We start from the raw sequence: 19,276 nt of genomic DNA on the forward strand, positions 1-19,276 counted from the left end.
TTCGTCGCCGACGGGCGCCTCCGACGGCCCGGGGACCACGAACTCGCCCGCCCGCGACCCTCACGTGCCGACACACCCGCCGGACACGACGACGCCGACCAGGCGGGAGGCGAGGTCGGCGTCGTGGCCGTGCGGCCGGGTGTCTAGTAGCGGGGCTTGCGGGCGGGCCGCTCGCCACCCTGTGACCGGTCGGGGCGGTCGTCGCGGCGGGGCGCGCCTCCTCGGCGGTCGGGCTTGATCTCGATGAGCTTGCCGCTGATGCGGGTGTCGCTCAGACGGTCCAGCATGTCGCTCGACACGTCGGACGCGAGCTCGACGACCGAGAAGTCGGGACGGATCTGGATCGCCCCGAAGTCGTCGCGGCTGAGGCCGCCCTCGTTCGCCAGGGCGCCCACGATCTGTCGCGGCTCGACGCGGTGGCGACGACCCACCTCGATGCGGTACGCCGTCATCGGCTTCGACGTGCGGGGGCCGCGCTCACGGCGCTCGCCCCGGTCGTCGTCGCGGCCACCGCGCGGGGCACGGTCGTCGCGCTCGCGCAGCGGACGCTCGTCGCGCTGCGGTCGCTCGTCCTTCGGGTCGAGCAGCAGGGGCGTGTCGCCCTGGGCGACCACGGCGAGGGCCGCGGCCACGTCGGCCTCGGGAACGTCGTGGTGCTCGACGTAGTGGCTGATGATGTCGCGGAACGCCGAGATGCGGCCGTCCTGCGAGAGGGCCTCGGTGATCGCGTCGTCGAAGCGGGTGAGTCGGGTGCTGTTGACGTCCTCGACGGTCGGCAACTGCATCTGCGTGAGCGGCTGGCGAGTGGCCTTCTCGATCGCGCCCAGCAGGCGGCGCTCGCGCGGCGTGACGAAGCTGATCGCGGCACCGCTGCGGCCGGCACGGCCGGTGCGACCGATGCGGTGGACGTACGACTCGGTGTCGATCGGGATGTCGTAGTTGACGACGTGGCTGATGCGGTCGACGTCGAGTCCGCGGGCGGCGACGTCGGTCGCGACCAGGATGTCGAGCTTGCCGCTCTTCAGCTGGTTGACCGTGCGCTCGCGCTGCGCCTGGGCGACGTCACCGCTGATCGCGGCGGCCGAGTACCCCCGGGCGCGCAGCTTCTCGGCCAGGGTCTCGGTCTCGCTCTTGGTGCGGACGAAGATGATCATGCCCTCGAAGTTCTCGACCTCGAGGATGCGCGTCAGGGCGTCGACCTTCTGCGGGTACGACACCATCAGGTACCGCTGGGTCGTGTTGACCGAGGTGGTGGTCTTGGCCTTGACCGTGATCTCTTCGGCGTCGTTCAGGTACTGCTTCGAGATGCGACGGATCTGCGGCGGCATGGTGGCCGAGAACAGCGCCACCTGCTTGTCTTCGGGGGTGTCGGCGAGGATCGTCTCGACGTCCTCGGCGAAGCCCATCTTGAGCATCTCGTCGGCCTCGTCGAGCACGAGGTACTTGAGCTCGCTGAGGTCGAGGGTGCCCTTGGCGAGGTGGTCCATGATGCGACCGGGCGTGCCGACGACGACGTGGACGCCGCGGCGCAGGGCGCTCAGCTGGACACCGTAGGCCTGGCCGCCGTAGACCGGCAGGACGTGGACGCCGCGCATGCCGGAGGCGAACTGCTCGAACGCCTCGCAGACCTGCAACGCGAGCTCGCGCGTCGGGGACAGCACGAGGGCCTGCGGCTTCTTGGCCGAGACGTCGAGGCGGGACAGGATGGGCAGGGCGAAGGCCGCGGTCTTGCCGGTGCCGGTCTGCGCGAGGCCGACGACGTCGCGGCCGTCGAGCAGGGTGGGGATCGTGGCGGCCTGGATGGCCGAAGGGGTCTCGTAGCCGATGTCGCGGATGGCCTTGAGGACCTGGTCGCTCAAGCCCAGATCGGCGAACGTCGGCGTCGTGTCGGCTTGCTCTGTGGCGTCGCTCGGGGCTTGCTCGGTGGTGTCACTCATGGTGCAACGGTAGCTTGTCCGAGGCCCCCGTCGCTGCTCCGCCCACCTCGCCCGTGTCGTCGTGTGCTCCCACGGGGCCGGACGCCCGTGGCCGGCATCGATGTCGGCGGCCCGAAGTAGTCTTCTCGACGACCGATCCCGCCCAGCGACACCCGAAGGACGACGTGCAACCGACGTACCGCACCGCCAGCGGTCGGCTCTTCCAGGCCGATTGCCTCGAGGTCCTCGCCGAACTCGACGACGAGTCGGTCGACCTCGTGTTCGCCGATCCGCCGTTCAATCTGGGCAAGGTCTACGGCGCCGGCATCGACGACTCCCTCGACGACGACGCCTACCTCGCCTGGTGTCGTCGATGGATCGCCGAGTGCGTCCGGGTGCTGCGGCCGGGTGGTTCGTTCTACCTCTTCAACCTCCCTCGCTGGAACATCGAACTCGGCCACGTCCTCAACGGCGAGGGCATGACCTTCCGGCACTGGGTCGCCGTCGACATCAAGTACGGCCTGCCGATCCCCAACAAGCTCTACCCGTCGCACTACTCGCTGCTCTACTACAGCAAGGGCAAGCCGTCGCGTTTCGTTCGGCCCCGCCTGCCGATCCAGGTCTGCCGGCACTGCGGCCGCGACATCAAGGACTACGGCGGCCACCGCGGCAAGCTCCACCCCGACGGCATCAACCTGACCGACGTCTGGCTCGACATCCCGCCGGTGCGACACCGGGCGACGAAGACCCGGGGGGCGAACGAGCTCAGCGAGAAGCTCCTCGAGCGCGTGCTGACCATCAGCTCCGAGCCCGGCGACCTCGTCCTCGACCCCTTCGGCGGCTCGGGCACCACGTACGCCGTCGCCGAGAAGATGCACCGTCACTGGATCGGCGCCGAGATCGGTGACGTCCAGCCGATCATCCGGCGGCTCGAGGGCGAGGACGCCCAGGTCGAGTTGCCGGGGCGCGGAGACACCGGGCGTGGGGTGGCTGCCGCCGCCGAGCACTAGCCGTTCGCGGTGGTGGTGCTCGTCGGCGGCGCGTCGGCGCGGACGGGCGTCGACAGGGCGACCCCCGGCAGTCGTGGTGTGTCGCGGTCTGAGAGACGCGGTCGAGCGGACTCCGCCGGTGCCGACACCACGGGGATCGGCGCGGTGGCCCGCGACCACTCGGCAGCGGGCTCGGGGTCGGCCACCGGCTCGGGCTCGGCCGCCGGTCGGACGGTCGTGGGTTCCGCGGCCGCGGTCGGCGGCACGATCACGCTGATCGGCGTCGTGTCGGTGTGGACCGATTGCACCCGCACGCGCTTCGCGCGGCGCAGCCAGCGGCGCGCCCCCGGGGTCGCGAGCAGGCTGCCGAGCACGAGTCCCGCGCCGATCGCCAGCGTCGTCAGCATCGAGAAGACGAAGTCGACCTCGGCCCCGTCGTTGCCGGCCATGAAGTTCAGCAGCGACGACGCGACCGCGAGCGACGGCAGCAGCGACCCGCAGAACGCCGGCACGGCGATGACCGTGGCCGCCGTCCGCAGGCGCGCCGCGGCCACGGTCGAGAGGGCGCCCAACAGGGTCGCGGCGACGAACGTCGCCCCCATCAGGGGCAGCCCGAGATGGCGCAGCGTGAAGAGCGAGAGGTTGCCGACCAGGGCGACGCCGATCGTGATCGGGATCATGCGCGCGGTCGACCCCTGGGCGATCGAGTTGGCCGACGCCGCGGCGAAACTCGAGATCAGCGAGAGCCAGAGCGGCAGCGCCTGCAGCGTGATGTTCGTGGGATCGACCTCGATGTCCACGAACCGCGCCGTGACCGCGAGCCCCGCCGGGATGCCGCAGACCACTCCCGCGACGATCAGCCCGATCACCAGCGCGCGGCCGACCGCCATCGATCGGAAGCCCGAGATCGCGTCCTGGGCCCAGGTGACGATCGTGGGGTGCGGCAGGACGAGGACGACCACGGCCGCGACCATCGCCGCCGCGCCTCCCGGGGTCAGCAGCCCCGCCCAGATGCCGAGCGTGCCGAGCGTCGCGGTCGACGCGGCCTGCAGGCCGATCACGAAGAACTGCGGGATGCCCCTCGCGGTCAGCCCACGACCCGACGCCATGATGCCGATCATCACGACGAAGGCGCCGACGGCGGCCTGCCAGGTGCCCCCGGCCTGCAGGGTCACCGAGACACCGAGCAGGCCCATCGCCAGGTCGGTCAGCCACGACGGCCACCGGGGTGGTGACTTGAGCACCTCGACGAGGCCGGCCACGGCCTCGGTCATGTCACGGTCGTCGTGCAGCAGGTCGTCGACGATCTGGTAGACCCGCGAGAGCCGGTGCAGGTTCGACCCCTCGGCGTAGATGACCCGGGTCTTCACGAGCGGGTTGTGCCCGGCGGGGGCGTACTGGATGGTGATCGCCGTGCCCGTGATGTCGAGCTCGAGCGGGGCGAGGTTCCACTTGGTGCTGACGGCCACGACCGCGACCTCGGTGCTGCGGACGTCGGCCCCCGACGACAACATGACGTCGCCCAGGTCGAGGCAGAAGTCGACGATCTGGCGAGGCGAGTAGAGGTCGCCGCCGATGCCGTGTTCCGGCGTCGTCCCTTCGTAGATCGTGCCGCGCAGCCGAGCGCGGACGTCCCGTAGTTCGTGCTGGTTGACCAGTCGCGACTGCGCCGGGCCCCGGGGCTTGCCCTTCGGCGCCTTGGGCACTCGCGGCGGGCGGGGCCTCACCGGGTTGGGGCGCTCAGGGCGCCTCGCGTCTGACACGCTGACCTCTTCCTCACTCACGACCGGCCGGTCCGGGTCGCCGCCGAGGCGGTCCCGGGCGGACACGTCCGTCGAGTCTAGGAGGCGCGGCGTCGGACGTCCGGGGCAGTCGCGGCGAGCGACCCGGCGGCGCTACGAGGCGTGGTCGGAGTCGTCGTCGTCGCTGCGGTCGACCCGGGGGTCACCGGCCTCGCCGCGGTCCCGTCCGGCGTCGGCCATGTCGTCGCGCCCGCCCGCGAACGGCGACTGCGTCTGCGATTGCGTCTGCGCCACGATGGCCTGCGAGGTCGAACCCAGGATGACCGCGGGGTCGATGCCCTTCTCGTGGGCGAGAGCAGCCGTCAGGCCCGCCGCCAGGCTGCCGCCCGCCGTGCCGAGCGTCGCGACGACGTCCTCCTGCCGAGCGGTGAACGGCTGATCGGTCAACTCGGCGACCACCTCGCGGAGGTTCTCGTCACTGGCCTCGACGGCCTCGGGGTCGCCCTGCGTGATGGCCGCGGCCTGCGACACGACGGCGAGGGCGAGTGCCGCCGCCTCTTCTTCGGGAGTCCGGTCCGTGGGCTCGTGCGTGTCGTGATCCATGGGGCGACCGTACGCTCGGCCCGTCCGGCGGCCTGTCAGGTGTCGTGGCCCGGGGTACGGGCCGGTCCGCCGTCGCGGGAATGCGAGGAGGCGCGCGCGGCTTGGACCACGGATGAGCACCACCGAGACGCCCCAGACCGACAGCACCCAGCCCGCCGCCGGCGGCGACACCCCCGGCACCGCCCTCGTGGTGGGTGCCAGCGGCATCACCGGCACCGCCCTCGTCGAGCAGTTGACGCGCGACGGGTGGGACGTCCTCGCCCTCTCGCGCCGCGCCTCCTCGTCCGACCGGGTGACGGGCATCGCGGCCGACCTGACGAGCGCCGAGAGCCTGCGGACCGCCCTGGCCGACGCGAAGCCGACGCACGTGTTCTTCGCCGCCTGGCAGAAGCGCGACACCGAGGCCGAGAACATCGCGGTGAACGGCGCCATGGTCCGTGACCTGTTGGCCGCCCTCGACCACGCGCCGGTGCGGCACGTGTCGCTCGTCACCGGGCTGAAGCACTACCTGGGCCCGTTCGAGGCCTACGGCACGGGGAACATGCCCGACACCCCGTTCCACGAGGACGAGGAGCGCCTGCCCTACCCGAACTTCTACTACGCGCAAGAGGACGAGCTGTTCGCGGCCGCCGAGCGCCAGGGCTTCACCTGGTCGGTGCACCGCTCGCACACCGTCATCGGGTTCGCCGTCGGCAACGCCATGAACATGGGGTTGACCATCGCCGTGCAGGCCGCGCTGAGCAAGCGCCTCGGCCGCCCGTTCGTCTTCCCCGGCAGCGAGACGCAGTGGAACTCGCTCGTCGACGTCACCGACGCCGGCGTCCTCGCCGAGCAGATGATCTGGGCCGCGACCGACCCGGCCGGTGCCGACGAGCCGTTCAACATCGTGAACGGCGACGTCTTCCGTTGGCGCTGGCTGTGGCCCCGCCTGGCCGGGCACCTCGGCATCGACCCGGAGCTCGTCGAGGGCTTCGAGGGCGAGCCGCGGCCGCTCGAGCAGCAGATGGCGGGTCTCGAGCAGGAGTGGCGCGACCTCGTCGCCGAGCACGGTCTCGCCGAGCCCGAGCTGTCGCGCGTCGCCTCGTGGTGGCACACCGACGGCGACCTCGGCCGCGACATCGAGGTCGTCACCGACATGGGCAAGGCCCGTGACGCCGGGTTCACCCGGTACCGCCGCACCGAGCAGGCGTTCGTCGACCTCTTCGAGCGTTACCGCGCCGAGCGCCTCATCCCCTAGGCACGAGGAGGCGCGGGTCGGCGGCCGAGGAGGCCCGCGGCGGTCGCACGGGCGATGCACAGGGGATGGCCAGGGCCGCACGTCCCGGGCGCCGGTACGGTCGGCGAAAGCGACCCACCCGAGACGGAGCCGACATGACCCGCCCGACCCGCGCCTCCTGCGCCGCCCGCTCCACCGCCTCCCGCCGCCCGGCGACGACGACCGGTGCGACCCGATGAGGGTCACCGACACGAGCGACCTGTGGTGGAAGACCGCGGTCTTCTACAACCTCGACGTCGAGACCTACCTCGACTGGAACGACGACGGGGTCGGCGACCTCGAGGGGCTCGCCCACCGCCTCGACCACCTGGCCGAACTCGGTGTGACCTGCCTCTGGCTCGCGCCCTTCTACCCGTCGCCTCAGCAGGACAACGGGTACGACATCTCGGACTACTACGGCGTCGATCCGCGCTACGGCCACCTCGGCGACTTCGTCGAGGTCGTCCGCACGGCGAAGGACCGTGGCATGCGCGTGATCGTCGACCTCGTCGTCAACCACACGAGCGACCAGCACCCGTGGTTCCAGGCCGCGCGCCGCGACCGCGGCAGCAGGTTCCGCGACTACTACCAGTGGCGCGACGACGTGCCCGACGACCAGCCCCAGAACATGTTCCCCGACGTCGAGGACGGCGTGTGGTCGTTCGACGAGGCGGCCGGCCAGTACTACCGGCACTCGTTCTACTCGCACCAGCCCGACCTCGCGACGGACCGGCAGGCGGTGCGCGACGAGATCGCCAAGGTGATCGGCTTCTGGCTGCAGCTCGGCATCGACGGGTTCCGCGTCGACGCCGTGCCCCATCTCATCGACACCGAGGCCGGAGCCGAGCACGAGTTCTTGCAGGCATTGCGCGGCTACGTCTCACGGCGCAGCGGCAGCGGAATGATGCTCGGTGAGGTCAACCTGCCGTACGACGAGATGGTCGCGTTCTTCGGCGAGGACGACGGCGACGAGCTGACCATGCAGTTCGACTTCGTCGCGAACCAGGCCCTCTACCTCGCCCTCGCGCGGCAGGACGCCTCCCCGCTCGCGGCCGCGCTCGCGGACCGGCCCGCCCTGGCCCGAGGCAACCAGTGGGGCAACTTCGTCCGCAACCACGACGAGCTGACCCTCGACCAGTTGAGCGAGTCCGAGCGAGCCGAGGTCTTCGAGGCGTTCGCCCCGCTCGAGTCGCAGCGCATCCACGGTCGCGGCATCGTGCGCCGGCTGCCCCCGATGCTGGACGGCGACCCCCGCCGGGTCCGCATGGTCTACAGCCTGATGTTCTCGACGCCCGGGGCGCCCGTCCTGTTCTACGGCGAGGAGATCGGCATGGGCGAGAACCCGGCCGTGTCGGGGCGCGGCGCGGTGCGCACGCCCATGCAGTGGACCGACGAGCCGGGTGGCGGGTTCTCGCGCGCCGACAGCGACGACCTGGTCGCGCCCGTCGGGGCCGAGGGATGGGCGCCCGAGCACGTCAACGTCTCGCGGCAGCGCCATGAGCCCGACTCGATGCTGCGCTTCGTCCAGAACCTCATCAGGCACTACCGGGCCTCGCCCGAGATCGGGTGGGGCGAGCTGACCCTGCTCGACTCGGGGCACAGCTGTGTGCTGGCCCACGCCGTCGCCGGCAGCACGGGAACGCTCGTCGCGGTGCACAACTTCGCTCCCGACGGCCGCTCGGTCGATCTCGACCTCGGGGCCCTCGGTCTCGACGACACGGTACGGACCGTCGACCTGCTCGCCGACCTGGCGACGCCCGAGCCGGTGGCCGCCGACGGCCACCTGCGCGTCGAGCTCGAGGGCTACGGGTTCCGCTGGCTCCGCGTGCTGCGGTCGGGCGAGAAGCGGCTCGTCTAGGCGCCCGGGTCGCTCCGCTCGGCTTCGGCGACCGCGTCACTCGGCACCGGCTTCCCGCGTCGTGACAGGAACGTCACGAGCCAGAGGACGATGCCGATCGCGAGCAGGCCGCCGGCGATCGTGTACTGCTCGGCGCCGCGACCGGAGGACACCGGCAGCACGAGCCAGAGGCACGCCACGACGCCGACGATCGGCAGCACCGTGCCCGCTCGGAAGTGCCGGTGCGACACCGTGTCGCGGCGCAGCACGAGGACGACGACGTTCACCAGCGCGAACACCGTCAACAGCAGCAGCGAGGTCGTGCCACCGAGCACGGCCACGATCGGCGACTCGGGCGAGAGCGAGACGTAGCCGATCAGCACGAGGCTGAGTGCGGTCGTGAAGACGATCGACGCCCAGGGGGTCCGGCGCTTCGGGTGCACCCGGCCGAGGAAGCCCGGCAGCACACCCTGCTTGCTCATGCCGTAGAGCAGCCGGCTGGCCATCATCATGTTGATCAGGGCGCTGTTGGCGACGGCGAACATCGAGATGTACGGCAGCAGCTGCCCGATCGGGAAGTCCGGGGCGGCCGTGTTCACCACCGTCACCAGCGGCGTCTCGTTGTCGGCCAGCTCGCCGATCGGGACGATCGCCACCGCGCAGATCGAGACGAGCACGTAGATCACCGCGGTGATGCCGAGGCCGGTCAGCATGACCTTCGGGAAGATCCGGCTCGGGTCCTTGGTCTCCTCCGCCATGTTGACCGAGTCCTCGAAGCCGACCATCGCGAAGAACGCGAGTGACGTCGCCGTGCTGACGCTCAGCAGCAGCGACTTGTCGCCCGGTGTCTCGAACAGCACGACCTGCCCCCAGTCGGCGTTCCCGCCGGCGATGAACCAGAATCCGATCAGGATCACCATGACGAGGCCCGAGAGCTCGATCAGGGTGAGGACCACGTTCGCCTTGACGCTCTCGCTCACGCCGCGGAAGTTGACGGCCATCACGAGCAGCATGAAGGCCATCGCGATCAGCATCACGACCGAGTTCGACAACTCGACGCCGAGGCCAGCCGCCAGGTTGGCGGCGAACGCCCGCGACGCCGTCGACGCGCTCGTGATGCCCGAGCACATCACCACGAAACAGACGATGAACGTCACGAAGTGGATGCCGAACGCCTTGTGCACGTAGAGCGCCGCGCCCGCGGTCTGCGGGTACTTCGTCACGAGCTCGAGGTACGAGAACGCCGTCACCAGCGCCACGGCGAACGCGATGAGGAACGGCAGCCAGGCCGCGCCGCCGACCTCGGCCGCGACCTGCCCGGTGAGGGCGTAGACGCCTGTGCCCAGGATGTCGCCGACGATGAAGAGCAGCAGCAGCTTCGGGCCGATTGCCCGCTTCAGCTCGGTGGGACTCTCGCCCGTGTCGGTCGTGGGCGGTTGCGCCTGGTTCGCGGACCGCGGGTTCGGGGGCTGCTGGTTCGTCGTCGACATGCTGACCTCCGGGGCGCATCGGTGTGTCTCGGGCGTTCCGGTCATCTTGCTCCGGTCGTCGCGGCGACGGAAGAGGCGGCCGGACATCGTCACGACCCCGAAACGTGGACGGGCGTCCGCCCGACGGCGAGGAGGCGCGGGCCGGCACCCGAGGACGCAGGCGGTTCCCGGGCCACGAGACGTACCCTGAGTCCATGTCGGTCCGCCTGTCCCCGCCCGAGTCGTCGACGCCCGGCCCCGCCCCGACGCCCGCCCCCACCGACCCGATGACCCCCCGCGCCGCCGGCCTCTGGTCCACGCTCGCCGGCGTCGTGTCCATGGCCGCGTTCCTCGCCGCCGCCGAGATCGTCGCGCTCGCGACCGGCCCGACCGGCAGCCCCCTCTTCGCCGTCGGCTCGGCCGTCATCGACCTCGCCCCTGCCGGCGTCAAGGACGCGATGGTCTCGCTGTTCGGCACCGGCGACAAGGTCGCGCTCTTCGTGCTGATGGGCGTGCTGCTCGTCGTCATCACCGGAGCGGCCGGATACGGCGAGTACCGCCGCCAGCCGATCGGCAAGATCGCCTTCGTCGCGGGTGGGGCGCTCGCCGTGGTCGCGGTCCTGACCCGTGCGGACGCCGGCCAGGTGGACGCCATCCCGAGCCTCGTCGGCACCTTCGTGGCCGTGCTGCTGGTGGACAAACTGGCCTCGCGCCTCCGTCGTTGGGTCCGCTCGACGTCACCGGGGTGGGCCGAGCAGGCGCAACCGGTGCCGCCGCTGCGCGGGCCGGGCCTCGAGCGTCGGTCCTTCCTGACCTACACGGTGGTCGCCGGCGTGGCCGCGGTCGTGGTCGGCACGGGGGCGCGCGTGGTGAACGCGGGCCGCGCGAACGCGGCGGCCCTGCGGCGTGCCCTGACGTTGCCGCGCGCGAGCGTGACCGAGGCCGCGGTACCGGCGGGCGCCTCCTTGGACGTCGAGGGCCTCACTCCCTACGTCACACCCGACGCCGACTTCTACCGCATCGACACCGCCCTGCAGGTGCCGTCGATCGATCCGGCCGAATGGAGCCTGCGCATCCACGGCCTGGTCGACCGCGAGGTGTCGATCTCGTTCGACGAGCTGCTGGCCCTGCCCCTCGAAGAGCACATGGCCACCCTCAGCTGCGTCTCGAACGACGTCGGCGGCGACCTGATCGGCAACGCGCTCTGGCTCGGCTACCCGATCCGCTCATTGCTCGAGCGCGCGGGCCCGAACGGCGGCGCCGACATGGTGTTGTCGCGCAGCATCGACGGCTTCTCGGCCGGCACGCCACTCGACGTGTTGCAGGACGACGGCACCGACGCGCTGCTCGCGGTCGGCATGAACGGCCGGCCGCTGCCGATCGAGCACGGCTTCCCGGTGCGGATGGTCGTGCCGGGCCTCTTCGGCTACGTCTCGGCGACGAAGTGGGTCGTCGAGATGGAGGTCACGCGCTTCGCCGACGCCGAGGGCTACTGGACGCCTCGCGGCTGGGACGCTCTCGGACCGGTCAAGCTCGAGTCTCGTATCGACGTTCCCCGCGACGGGGGATCGGTGGACGCCGGGACGGTCTCGATCGCCGGGGTGGCCTGGCAGCCGCACACCGGGGTCGAGGCGGTCCAGGTGCGGATCGACGGGGGCTCGTGGCTCGACGCGACGCTCGCCGACTCGGTCTCGGCCGACACCTGGCGGCAGTGGGTCTACCGCTGGGACGCAGCGGCGGCCGGGTCGGGGTCGCACACCATCGACGTCCGGGCCCAGGGCGCGGACGGCACCTGGCAACGCGAGGAGTACGTCCAGCCCGCTCCGAACGGGGCCGAGGGGTGGCACCGCGTGACGGTCGACGTCGCCTGACCCGGCGGACGAGGAGGCGCGGGTGCCAGGGTGGGAGGTCGCGGCCCGTCCGCCGCGCGGCCCGCTCCCGGGGCCGCCGCCCGATCGAAGGAACCCCCATGTCGACCACCGTCCACCTCGAACTGCACGTCGACCCCGCCCGGCTCGACCTCGCTCACGAGATCGCCCGCGAGACCCTCGTCGCCACCCGCGCCTGGCCCGGCTGCGAGGGGCTCGAGGTGCTGATCGACGACGCCGACCCGTCGGTCATGATCGTCGTCGAGACCTGGGCCTCGTCGGCCGACCACGACGCCTACGTCGCCTGGCGGGCCACGCCCGACGGGGTCAACCGCCTGCCCGAGGTGCTGCTCGCCCCGCCGACCACCCGCACCTTCGCCGAGACGGTCTCGCTGAGCTGAGGCCCGGCCCGGCCCGGCTCAGGCGTCGAGCAGGCCCCGGATGTCGTCGGCCGTGAGCGCGGCGCTGAAGACGGCGTCGTCGTCCATGACGGCGTCGAAGAGTCGTGACTTCTGTGCCTGCAGGGCCAGGACCTTCTCCTCGATGGTGTCGTTGGCGATCATCCGGTAGACCATGACGTTGTCGGTCTGGCCGATGCGGTGCGTTCGGTCGACGGCTTGTGCCTCGGTGGCCGGATTCCACCACGGATCGAGGATGAACACGTAGTCGGCTTCGGTGAGGTTGAGCCCGAATCCGCCGGCCTTCAGGCTGATGAGGAACGCCGGCGCGTCGCCCGTCTTGAACCGTTCGATGACCTCGCCTCGTCGCCTGGTCGACCCGTCGAGGTACTCGTAGGCGACGCCGCGCCGTTCGAGCCGGGCGGCGACCTTGTGCAGGAACGTCGTGAACTGGCTGAAGACGAGGGCTCGGTGCCCCTCGGCGACGACGTCGTCGAGTTCGTCGAGCAGCTGGTCGAGCTTGGCCGACGGGACGTCGGCGTAGGCCTCGTCGACGAGCGAGGCGTCGAGCGAGAGCAGTCGCAGCAGGGTGAGCGACCGGAACACGATGAACCGGTTGCGGTCGAGATCGTCCATGAGGCCCAGGAGTTTCTGTCGTTCACGCTGCAGGAAGGCGTCGTAGAGGTCGCGGTGCGCGGGGTCGAGGTCGACGCGCAGCAGCTGCTCCTGCTTGGCCGGCAGGTCGGAGGCGACCTGTTCTTTCGTGCGGCGCATCATCACCGGTCGGATGCGCTTCCGCAGCTTCTGCAGCAGGTCGGGCGCCTCTCCCGTGGCGATCGGCTTGACGTAGTCGTCGGCGAACCGGACGCTGCTGCCGAGCAGCCCGGGCGCCACCACGTGCAGCAGCGACCACAGGTCGGTGAGGCTGTTCTCGAGTGGTGTGCCGGTGATCGCGAGCTTGAACGGAACGTCGAGATCGACCGCGCAACGGTGCGCCTGCGATGCGCGGTTCTTGACGAACTGCGCCTCGTCGAGGATCAGCCCGGCCCAGCGTTCGGCCTGGTACGCGGCGAAGTCGAGGCGGAAGAGCGCGTACGAGGTGACGACGACGTCGGCTCCCTGGGCGAGGTCGTGCACCGAGCCGCGCCCACCCTTCGCCTGGGTGGCGGTCACGGCGCGGACGGTCAGGCCCGGGGTGAACCGCGAGGCCTCGGCCACCCAGTTCGAGACGACCGACGTCGGGGCGACGACGAGGAACGGCGCGGGACGGGTGCTCGGCCCCTCCGACCCGGCAAGGGCCGCGGCCGTGCGGGCACCGGCCCGGGCGGGGTCGTCACCCACGCGGGACCGTTCGACCTCGCGCACGTGCGCCACCAGCGCCAGCGTCTGCAGCGTCTTGCCGAGCCCCATGTCGTCCGCGAGGACGCCACCGAGCCCGTGCTCGTGCAGGAAGGCCAGCCAGGCGAACCCCTCGTGCTGGTACGGGCGGAGGGTCGCGTCGACCGTGGCCGGCACCGGGGTCGCGGTGGCGGCCTCGAGTCCGCCCGAGTCGGCGAGGGCCAGGAGCCCGCCGACGGCCTGCTGCCACGCGGCCGAGGGGATGGTCTCGTCGGCGAGGTCGTCGAGCTCGGACCACAGGCTCGCCTGGTAGCGGTTGATGCGGGGGGCGACCTGCCATTCGTCGAGAGCCGACGCCTCGTCGATGAGCCTCTTGAGCTCGTCGAAGGCCGGGTGGTCGAGGGACAGGTAGGAGTGGTCGACGAGCAGCAGTTTCTTGCGCCCCTTCGCGAGGGCGGCGATGAGGGGCGTGAAGGGGACCGTGCGCCCCTCGACCGTCACGAACACGCCGAGGTCGAACCAGTCGCGCTTGTCGGTCGGCATCGTGGTGATGGTCAGTCGGGGCTCGTCGGTCAGCTCGCGGTAGTCGGGTCGCGTGCCGACGAGGTCGACCCGCAGATCGGGTCGCGCCTCGAGGGTCGGGAGCGTCCCGGTCGCGAACTCGGCCGCCGTCACCCCCGTCAGCACCTGGTCGCGGGGGACGACGTCGAGGTCGCCCAGGTCGGGGAGGGGCGAATGCGCCGTGAGCGGCCGCTTCGCCCCGTCGATCGTCCACCCCCAGGACAGACGGATCGTCTGCCCCTTCTCGAATCCGACCGTCAGCGTCAGCACGGGGGGCACGGTCGTCGGGAACTCGATCGACGCGTCCGAGCTGACGACGTCGACGCGTCGGCGCAACGTCGGGTAGTAGTCGCGCAAGAACTCGTCGGAGTCGGCTGCCGGGACGACCACCTCGGGTGTGACGGTCACCAGCCGCCGCTGTTCGTCGTCGAGTGGGGCCACGGTCGGCGCGAGGGTGAACGTCAGCACAGGTTCGCGGGCGATGCACCACACGCCGTGGTCGGCGATCACGCCGGTCGACTCGGCCCGACGGGCCACGCCGTCGACGGTGACCCCCGCGGTCAAGACCACCGAGCCGTCGTCACCGCGGACGGCGTCGACCGTGACGCGGGCCTCGTCGCCGACGACGACGTCGGTCGAGCGCTTGCCCGTCACGAGCGAGATGCCGAGGCGCTCGGCCTCGGCCAGCAGCGGCCAGAGGAGCGGGCTGGCGAAGTCGTCGACGATGAGCCAGTCGGCGTCGCCGGGCGTGTAGGTCGAGACCGCGGACCGGTGCAGGGCCGCGAACTGGCCGAACCACGCGTGCTGTTCGGGCTCGATGGCGAGCCGGTTGAGCTGGTACGGCAGCGACGACCAGGTCAGGTTGCCCCGCACCCAGTTGCCCGTGCCGCTGAGGGTGACCGGCCGTACCCCCAGCCGCTGCACGGTCGGTCCGCCCTGCCGTCGGGCGGAGGGCGCGACCGCTCGCCCCCGGGTCGAGTGCGCCCGGTCGCGCAGGTCGAACAGCAGGCCCATGCGTGTCGTCCGGGCCGAGGAGGTGCGGCTCGGCCGCCCGATCGCCCCCACCGTCGACCGCCAGTCGCCCCCGCCCGTGCCGGGTCGTGCAGCGCCCAGCGCGGTCACGCCCCCGGTCCGCAGGTCGTCGGCGGAGGGAGAGGGCGCGCTGCGGTCTGCCACGGCCCGGGAATTGCTCTGCAGCAGCGTCGCCGCGACGTGCTTGCAGTCTGCGCCGATCGGGCAGCTGCACCGGCTGGCGACGGGCCTGCTGTATTCGCCGCGGGTCGCGCGCAGGTCGACGACGACCTGGTAGGGCGTCGCCTCGGCGCCCTGGACGGTGCCCTCGAGGCGTTCGTCCGCCGGGTGCCACACGGTGCCGAGCACGGCGCCGTCGCGGACGTACTCTTTCGCCCGGTTGAAGGCGCGGGGCCCGACGAGCCGGATGACGTCGACGGCGTCGACGAGGGGTACGAGGGTGGTGTGGACGGGGCCGTCGGCGTCGCGCGCCGCCGTGCCGCCATCGGGGACGAGTCCACCGTGCACGTCGAACTCGTCGCCCAGGTCCATGTCGCCCATGATGTCAGCCACCACCGACAGCTCGAGCACCGTCCACAGGCGGTGCCACCGTCCCCAGGAGCGGACGACACGTCCGGGGCCTCGTCCCCAGGCCACCCGCCGTCCACACCCCGATCGCGTGGCTAGGTGTGCGGGCGGAGCGGTGCCACACTTGACCCGTGCGGTTCACCCCGCACCACACTCGTCGGCGCAGCAGCTGGCTCGCACCACCCCCGCCCGTCCCGTCGCCCCGCCCCATCGCCTTGCCCCGCAACGTTCCCGCCTCACCGGCATCGGGCCGTCGTCGCCCCGGTGCCGCTCACCCTGCCCCCACGCTCGAAGGGATCGGCACCCCGTGTCCTCCACCACGCCCCGCGACGCCTCGCGACTCGCCCACCTCGACGCCCTCCTGTTCGACCTCGACGGCGTCCTGACGCCGACCGCCGAGGTCCACATGCGTGCCTGGTCCCGCCTCTTCGGCGAGTACTTCGCCGCGCACGACCTCGCGCCCTACACCAAGGACGACTACTTCGAGCACGTCGACGGCCGCCCCCGCTACGACGGCGTCCGCGCGATGCTCGCCGCCCGCGACGTTGTGCTGCCCGAGGGCTCTCCGGACGACGGCCCCGACGCCGACACCGTCTGCGGCCTCGGCAACCGCAAGAACGCGGCCTTCGCCGCCGAGCTCGCCGAGAACGGAGTCACGCCGTACCCGGGGTCGGTGGCCTTCCTCGACCGGGCCATCGCCGAGGGCGTCCGCGTCGCCGTGGTCTCCAGTTCGCGCAACGCCGTGCCGGTGCTCGAAGCCGCCGGCCTCCGCGACCGGTTCGACGTCATCGTCGACGGTGTGGTCGCGGCGGCCGAGGGCATCGTCGGCAAGCCCGCGCCCGACACGTACCTCGAGGGCGCTCGCCGACTCGGCCTCACCGCGGACGACTGCGTCGTCGTCGAAGACGCCCAGTCCGGCGTCGAGGCCGGTCGCCGGGGTGCCTTCGGTCTCGTGCTGGGCGTCGACCGCGGCACGGGCGCGCAGACCCTGCTCGACTTCGGCGCCGACCTCGTGGTCGACGACCTCGGCACGTTGGTCGAGGCGCTCGACCGAACCCGCGCCTCCTCGGCTCCGAACCCCGGCCAGGCGACACCGGACACCCCCTCGACCAGCAGCAGCACCACCGGCACCACGGAGGCACAGTCGTGAACCACATCACGTCCGACCCGCTCGACCGCTCGCGGTTCCCCGTCGACGAGTGGGCGTTCGTCGAGGACGAGTACATCCAGGGCGACGAGGGCCTCACCGAGACCGTGTTCGCGGTCGGCAACGGTTACCTCGGGCTGCGCGGCAACCCCGACGAGGGTCGTGGCGGGCACTCGTTCGGCACCTTCGTCAACGGGTTCCACGAGACCTGGCCCATCCGCCACGCCGAAGAAGCCTTCGGCTTCGCCCGGGTCGGCCAGACGATCGTCAACGTGCCCGACGCGAAGGTGATCCGCCTCTACGTCGACGACGAGCCCTTCGTGCTGTTCGAGGCCGACATCCTGCGCCACACCCGACGCCTCGACTTCCGCGACGGCGTCCTCATCCGCGAGATCGACTGGCGCACGCCCTCGGGCAAGCGGGTCCTCGTGACGAGCCGTCGCCTGGTCAGCTTCGAGGACCGTCACCTCGTCGTCATCGAGTACGAGGTCACGATGCTCGACTCGTCGGCGTCGTTGCTGATCTCGAGCCAGATCCTCAACCGCCAAGACCTGGGCGACCAGTACCACGCCGGCATGCGCGCCGCGGCCGAGGCGTTCGACCCCCGCAAGGCGGAGTCGTTCGACGACCGCGTCCTGCAGCCCGTGCTGAAGCGCAACGGTGGCACGCGGGCCGTGCTCGGCTACCGCACGACGAACTCGGGCATGACCATCGCGGTCGGCGCCGAGCACCGCATCGAGACCGACGCCGAGTGGGACCAGTCCTCGCAGATCGACGACGACATCGCCAAGCACGTCTACCGGGTCAAGGCGCAGGCGGGCCAGAAGGTCCGCCTGGTCAAGACCGTCAGCTACCACACGAGCCGCGGCGTGCCCCCGCGCGAGCTGGCCGACCGCTGCGACCGCACCCTCGACCGGGCGGCCGAGACGCCGACGGCCGAGATCTTCGACCACCAGCGCGCCTGGCTCGACGACTTCTGGCAGCGCAGCGACGTGCAGGTCGCCGGGCAGCCCGAGATCCAGCAGGCCGTCCGCTGGAACCTCTTCCAGCTCGCGCAGGCCACCGCACGCACCGACGGCCAGGGTGTGGCGGCCAAGGGCGTGACGGGGTCGGGCTACGGCGGGCACTACTTCTGGGACACCGAGATCTACGTCCTGCCTTTCCTCACGTACACGTCGCCGAACGTCGCACGCAACGCCCTGCGCTTCCGGCTCGGCATGCTCGACGCCGCCCGCGACCGCGCCGTCGAGCTGAACCAGCGAGGCGCCCTCTTCCCATGGCGCACCATCAACGGGCTCGAGTCGAGCGCCTACTACGCGGCAGGCACGGCGCAGTACCACATCGACGCCGACATCAGCCATGCGCTCAGCCAGTACGTCCAGGCGACGGGCGACGAGGACTTCCTGCAGCGCGGTGGCGTCGACATCCTCGTCGAGACCGCCCGTCTCTGGGCCGACCTCGGTTTCTGGCGCTCGAACGGCGACCAACGGTTCCACATCGACGGGGTCACCGGGCCCGACGAGTACACGACCGTCGTCGACGACAACCTCTACACGAACGTCATGGCACGGGCGAACCTGCGGGCGGCCGTCCGGGCGGTCACCCGCCTGAAGGACGACTCACCGGTCGCGTTCGACCGCATGGTGGCCCGCCTCGGTCTCGAGGAGCACGAGATCACGGGCTGGCAGCTCGCCGCCGAGGCCATGCACATCCCGTACGACGACCACCGCGGCATCCACCCGCAGGACGCCCAGTTCCTCGACAAAGAGCTCTGGGACCTCGAGGCCACCCCGGCGAACAAGCGTCCGCTGCTGTTGCACTACCACCCGCTGGTGATCTACCGGTTCCAGGTGCTCAAGCAGGCCGACGTCGTGCTCGCGCTGTACCTGCAGGGCGACGAGTTCACGCCCGAGCAGAAGCTGCGCAACTTCGAGTACTACGACGCGCTGACCACGGGCGACTCCACCCTGTCCGGCGTCGTGCAGTCGATCATCGCGGCCGAGGTGGGCCACCACCAGCTGTCGCAGCAGTACTTCCTGTCGTCTCTGTACGTCGACCTGGCCGACCTGCACAAGAACACGTCCGACGGCGTGCACGTCGCGTCGACCGGTGGCATCTGGAGCGCGCTCGTCAACGGCTACGGCGGCATGCGGGACTGGCTCGGTTCGATCACCTTCGACCCGCGCCTGCCGGCCGACTGGGACGAGCTCTCGTTCCGCGTCTCCGTCAAGGGCAGCCGCCTGCGGGTCGACCTCGCCCAGCACGAGATCGTCTTCACGATCGAGACGGGCGACACGGTGACGGTGTCCGTCCGCGGTGACGAGGTCCGGGTGACTCCCGACGCGCCGGTACGGGTCGCCCTCGACGGTCAGGGCCCGCGCATCACGACGCGCGTCCCGACGACGAGCGACCTGCGGGGCCTCATGCGCGCCGACGGCTCGGTCATCACGGCGTCGATCCCGACGATCAGCGTCGACCGCTACGACGAGGACGAAGCCGCGTCCTGACCGACGCGACGCCCGTCACCCGGACGACCCGCGCCTCCCCGGCCCCG

The 19,276-nt window shown here is 71.3% G+C and carries 12 protein-coding genes; 7 read left to right on the top strand and 5 right to left on the bottom strand.

Features of this window, described 5'->3' with window-relative positions; all coding sequences use genetic code 11:
* Positions 1 to 143: 143 nt before the first annotated feature.
* Complete coding sequence (locus tag EDF50_RS01010; RefSeq protein ID WP_123517481.1) at positions 144 to 1,937, bottom strand: DEAD/DEAH box helicase; 1,794 nt, start codon at positions 1,935 to 1,937, stop codon at positions 144 to 146.
* 164 nt (positions 1,938 to 2,101) lie between these two features.
* On the opposite strand from EDF50_RS01010, the gene EDF50_RS01015 reads away from it, so the two are divergent.
* On the top strand, positions 2,102 to 2,926 hold the full coding sequence (locus EDF50_RS01015; protein WP_123517482.1) for a site-specific DNA-methyltransferase: 825 nt from the start codon (positions 2,102 to 2,104) through the stop codon (positions 2,924 to 2,926).
* Here EDF50_RS01015 and EDF50_RS01020 read toward each other — a convergent pair.
* The gene (locus EDF50_RS01020) at positions 2,923 to 4,668 is read right to left on the bottom strand and encodes a threonine/serine exporter ThrE family protein (RefSeq protein WP_233570246.1); all 1,746 of its coding nucleotides are present in this window, start codon (positions 4,666 to 4,668) and stop codon (positions 2,923 to 2,925) included. The two genes, EDF50_RS01015 and EDF50_RS01020, sit on opposite strands and share 4 nt — an antisense overlap.
* Positions 4,669 to 4,800: 132 nt before the next feature.
* Complete coding sequence (locus EDF50_RS01025) at positions 4,801 to 5,250, bottom strand: hypothetical protein (RefSeq protein WP_123517483.1); 450 nt, start codon at positions 5,248 to 5,250, stop codon at positions 4,801 to 4,803.
* A 112-nt stretch (positions 5,251 to 5,362) separates the two neighbouring features.
* Here EDF50_RS01025 and EDF50_RS01030 point away from each other — a divergent pair, with 112 nt between their 5' ends.
* Both EDF50_RS01030 and EDF50_RS01035 read left to right on the top strand, forming a co-directional pair.
* Positions 5,363 to 6,487, top strand: a complete 1,125-nt coding sequence (locus EDF50_RS01030) for an SDR family oxidoreductase (protein ID WP_123517484.1) — start codon at positions 5,363 to 5,365, stop codon at positions 6,485 to 6,487.
* Positions 6,488 to 6,701: 214 nt separating this feature from the next.
* Positions 6,702 to 8,363, top strand: coding sequence for an alpha-amylase family protein (locus EDF50_RS01035; protein ID WP_123517485.1), 1,662 nt, complete (start codon positions 6,702 to 6,704; stop codon positions 8,361 to 8,363).
* Here EDF50_RS01035 and EDF50_RS01040 read toward each other — a convergent pair.
* Positions 8,360 to 9,832, bottom strand: coding sequence for an APC family permease (locus tag EDF50_RS01040; protein ID WP_123518356.1), 1,473 nt, complete (start codon positions 9,830 to 9,832; stop codon positions 8,360 to 8,362). The two genes, EDF50_RS01035 and EDF50_RS01040, sit on opposite strands and share 4 nt — an antisense overlap.
* A 194-nt stretch (positions 9,833 to 10,026) precedes the next feature.
* Between EDF50_RS01040 and EDF50_RS01045 the strand changes: the two genes are divergently transcribed.
* Together EDF50_RS01045 and EDF50_RS01050 are read left to right on the top strand one after the other, a co-directional pair.
* Positions 10,027 to 11,682: a molybdopterin-dependent oxidoreductase gene (locus EDF50_RS01045; RefSeq protein ID WP_370453950.1), complete on the top strand. Its 1,656-nt coding sequence runs from the start codon at positions 10,027 to 10,029 to the stop codon at positions 11,680 to 11,682.
* Between the two features lie 98 nt (positions 11,683 to 11,780).
* On the top strand, positions 11,781 to 12,080 hold the full coding sequence (locus EDF50_RS01050; protein WP_123517486.1) for a putative quinol monooxygenase: 300 nt from the start codon (positions 11,781 to 11,783) through the stop codon (positions 12,078 to 12,080).
* An 18-nt stretch (positions 12,081 to 12,098) separates the two neighbouring features.
* On the opposite strand, the gene EDF50_RS01055 is transcribed toward EDF50_RS01050, so the two are convergent.
* On the bottom strand, positions 12,099 to 15,560 hold the full coding sequence (locus EDF50_RS01055; protein WP_148076733.1) for a DEAD/DEAH box helicase: 3,462 nt from the start codon (positions 15,558 to 15,560) through the stop codon (positions 12,099 to 12,101).
* A gap of 322 nt (positions 15,561 to 15,882) precedes the next feature.
* Here EDF50_RS01055 and EDF50_RS01060 point away from each other — a divergent pair, with 322 nt between their 5' ends.
* Positions 15,883 to 16,725 (top strand): HAD family phosphatase, encoded by an 843-nt coding sequence (locus EDF50_RS01060; RefSeq protein ID WP_233570247.1) that lies wholly within the window; start codon positions 15,883 to 15,885, stop codon positions 16,723 to 16,725.
* Complete coding sequence (locus EDF50_RS01065; RefSeq protein WP_123517491.1) at positions 16,722 to 19,229, top strand: glycoside hydrolase family 65 protein; 2,508 nt, start codon at positions 16,722 to 16,724, stop codon at positions 19,227 to 19,229. Before EDF50_RS01060 ends, EDF50_RS01065 begins: the two co-directional genes overlap by 4 nt.
* The last annotated feature ends 47 nt before the right edge of the window (positions 19,230 to 19,276 follow it).

Source organism: Frigoribacterium sp. PhB24, from assembly GCF_003755185.1.
Classification (GTDB): Bacteria; Actinomycetota; Actinomycetes; order Actinomycetales; family Microbacteriaceae; genus Frigoribacterium.

Excerpts from the sequence above, each read along its gene's own strand:
- EDF50_RS01025 (WP_123517483.1), bottom strand. The coding sequence starts at position 5,250 with ATGGATCACGACACGCACGAGCCCACGGACCGGACTCCCGAAGAAGAG.
- EDF50_RS01045 (WP_370453950.1), top strand. The coding sequence starts at position 10,027 with ATGTCGGTCCGCCTGTCCCCGCCCGAGTCGTCGACGCCCGGCCCCGCC.
- EDF50_RS01050 (WP_123517486.1), top strand. The coding sequence starts at position 11,781 with ATGTCGACCACCGTCCACCTCGAACTGCACGTCGACCCCGCCCGGCTC.
- EDF50_RS01040 (WP_123518356.1), bottom strand. The coding sequence starts at position 9,832 with ATGTCGACGACGAACCAGCAGCCCCCGAACCCGCGGTCCGCGAACCAG.
- EDF50_RS01035 (WP_123517485.1), top strand. The coding sequence starts at position 6,702 with ATGAGGGTCACCGACACGAGCGACCTGTGGTGGAAGACCGCGGTCTTC.
- EDF50_RS01010 (WP_123517481.1), bottom strand. The coding sequence starts at position 1,937 with ATGAGTGACACCACCGAGCAAGCCCCGAGCGACGCCACAGAGCAAGCC.
- EDF50_RS01030 (WP_123517484.1), top strand. The coding sequence starts at position 5,363 with ATGAGCACCACCGAGACGCCCCAGACCGACAGCACCCAGCCCGCCGCC.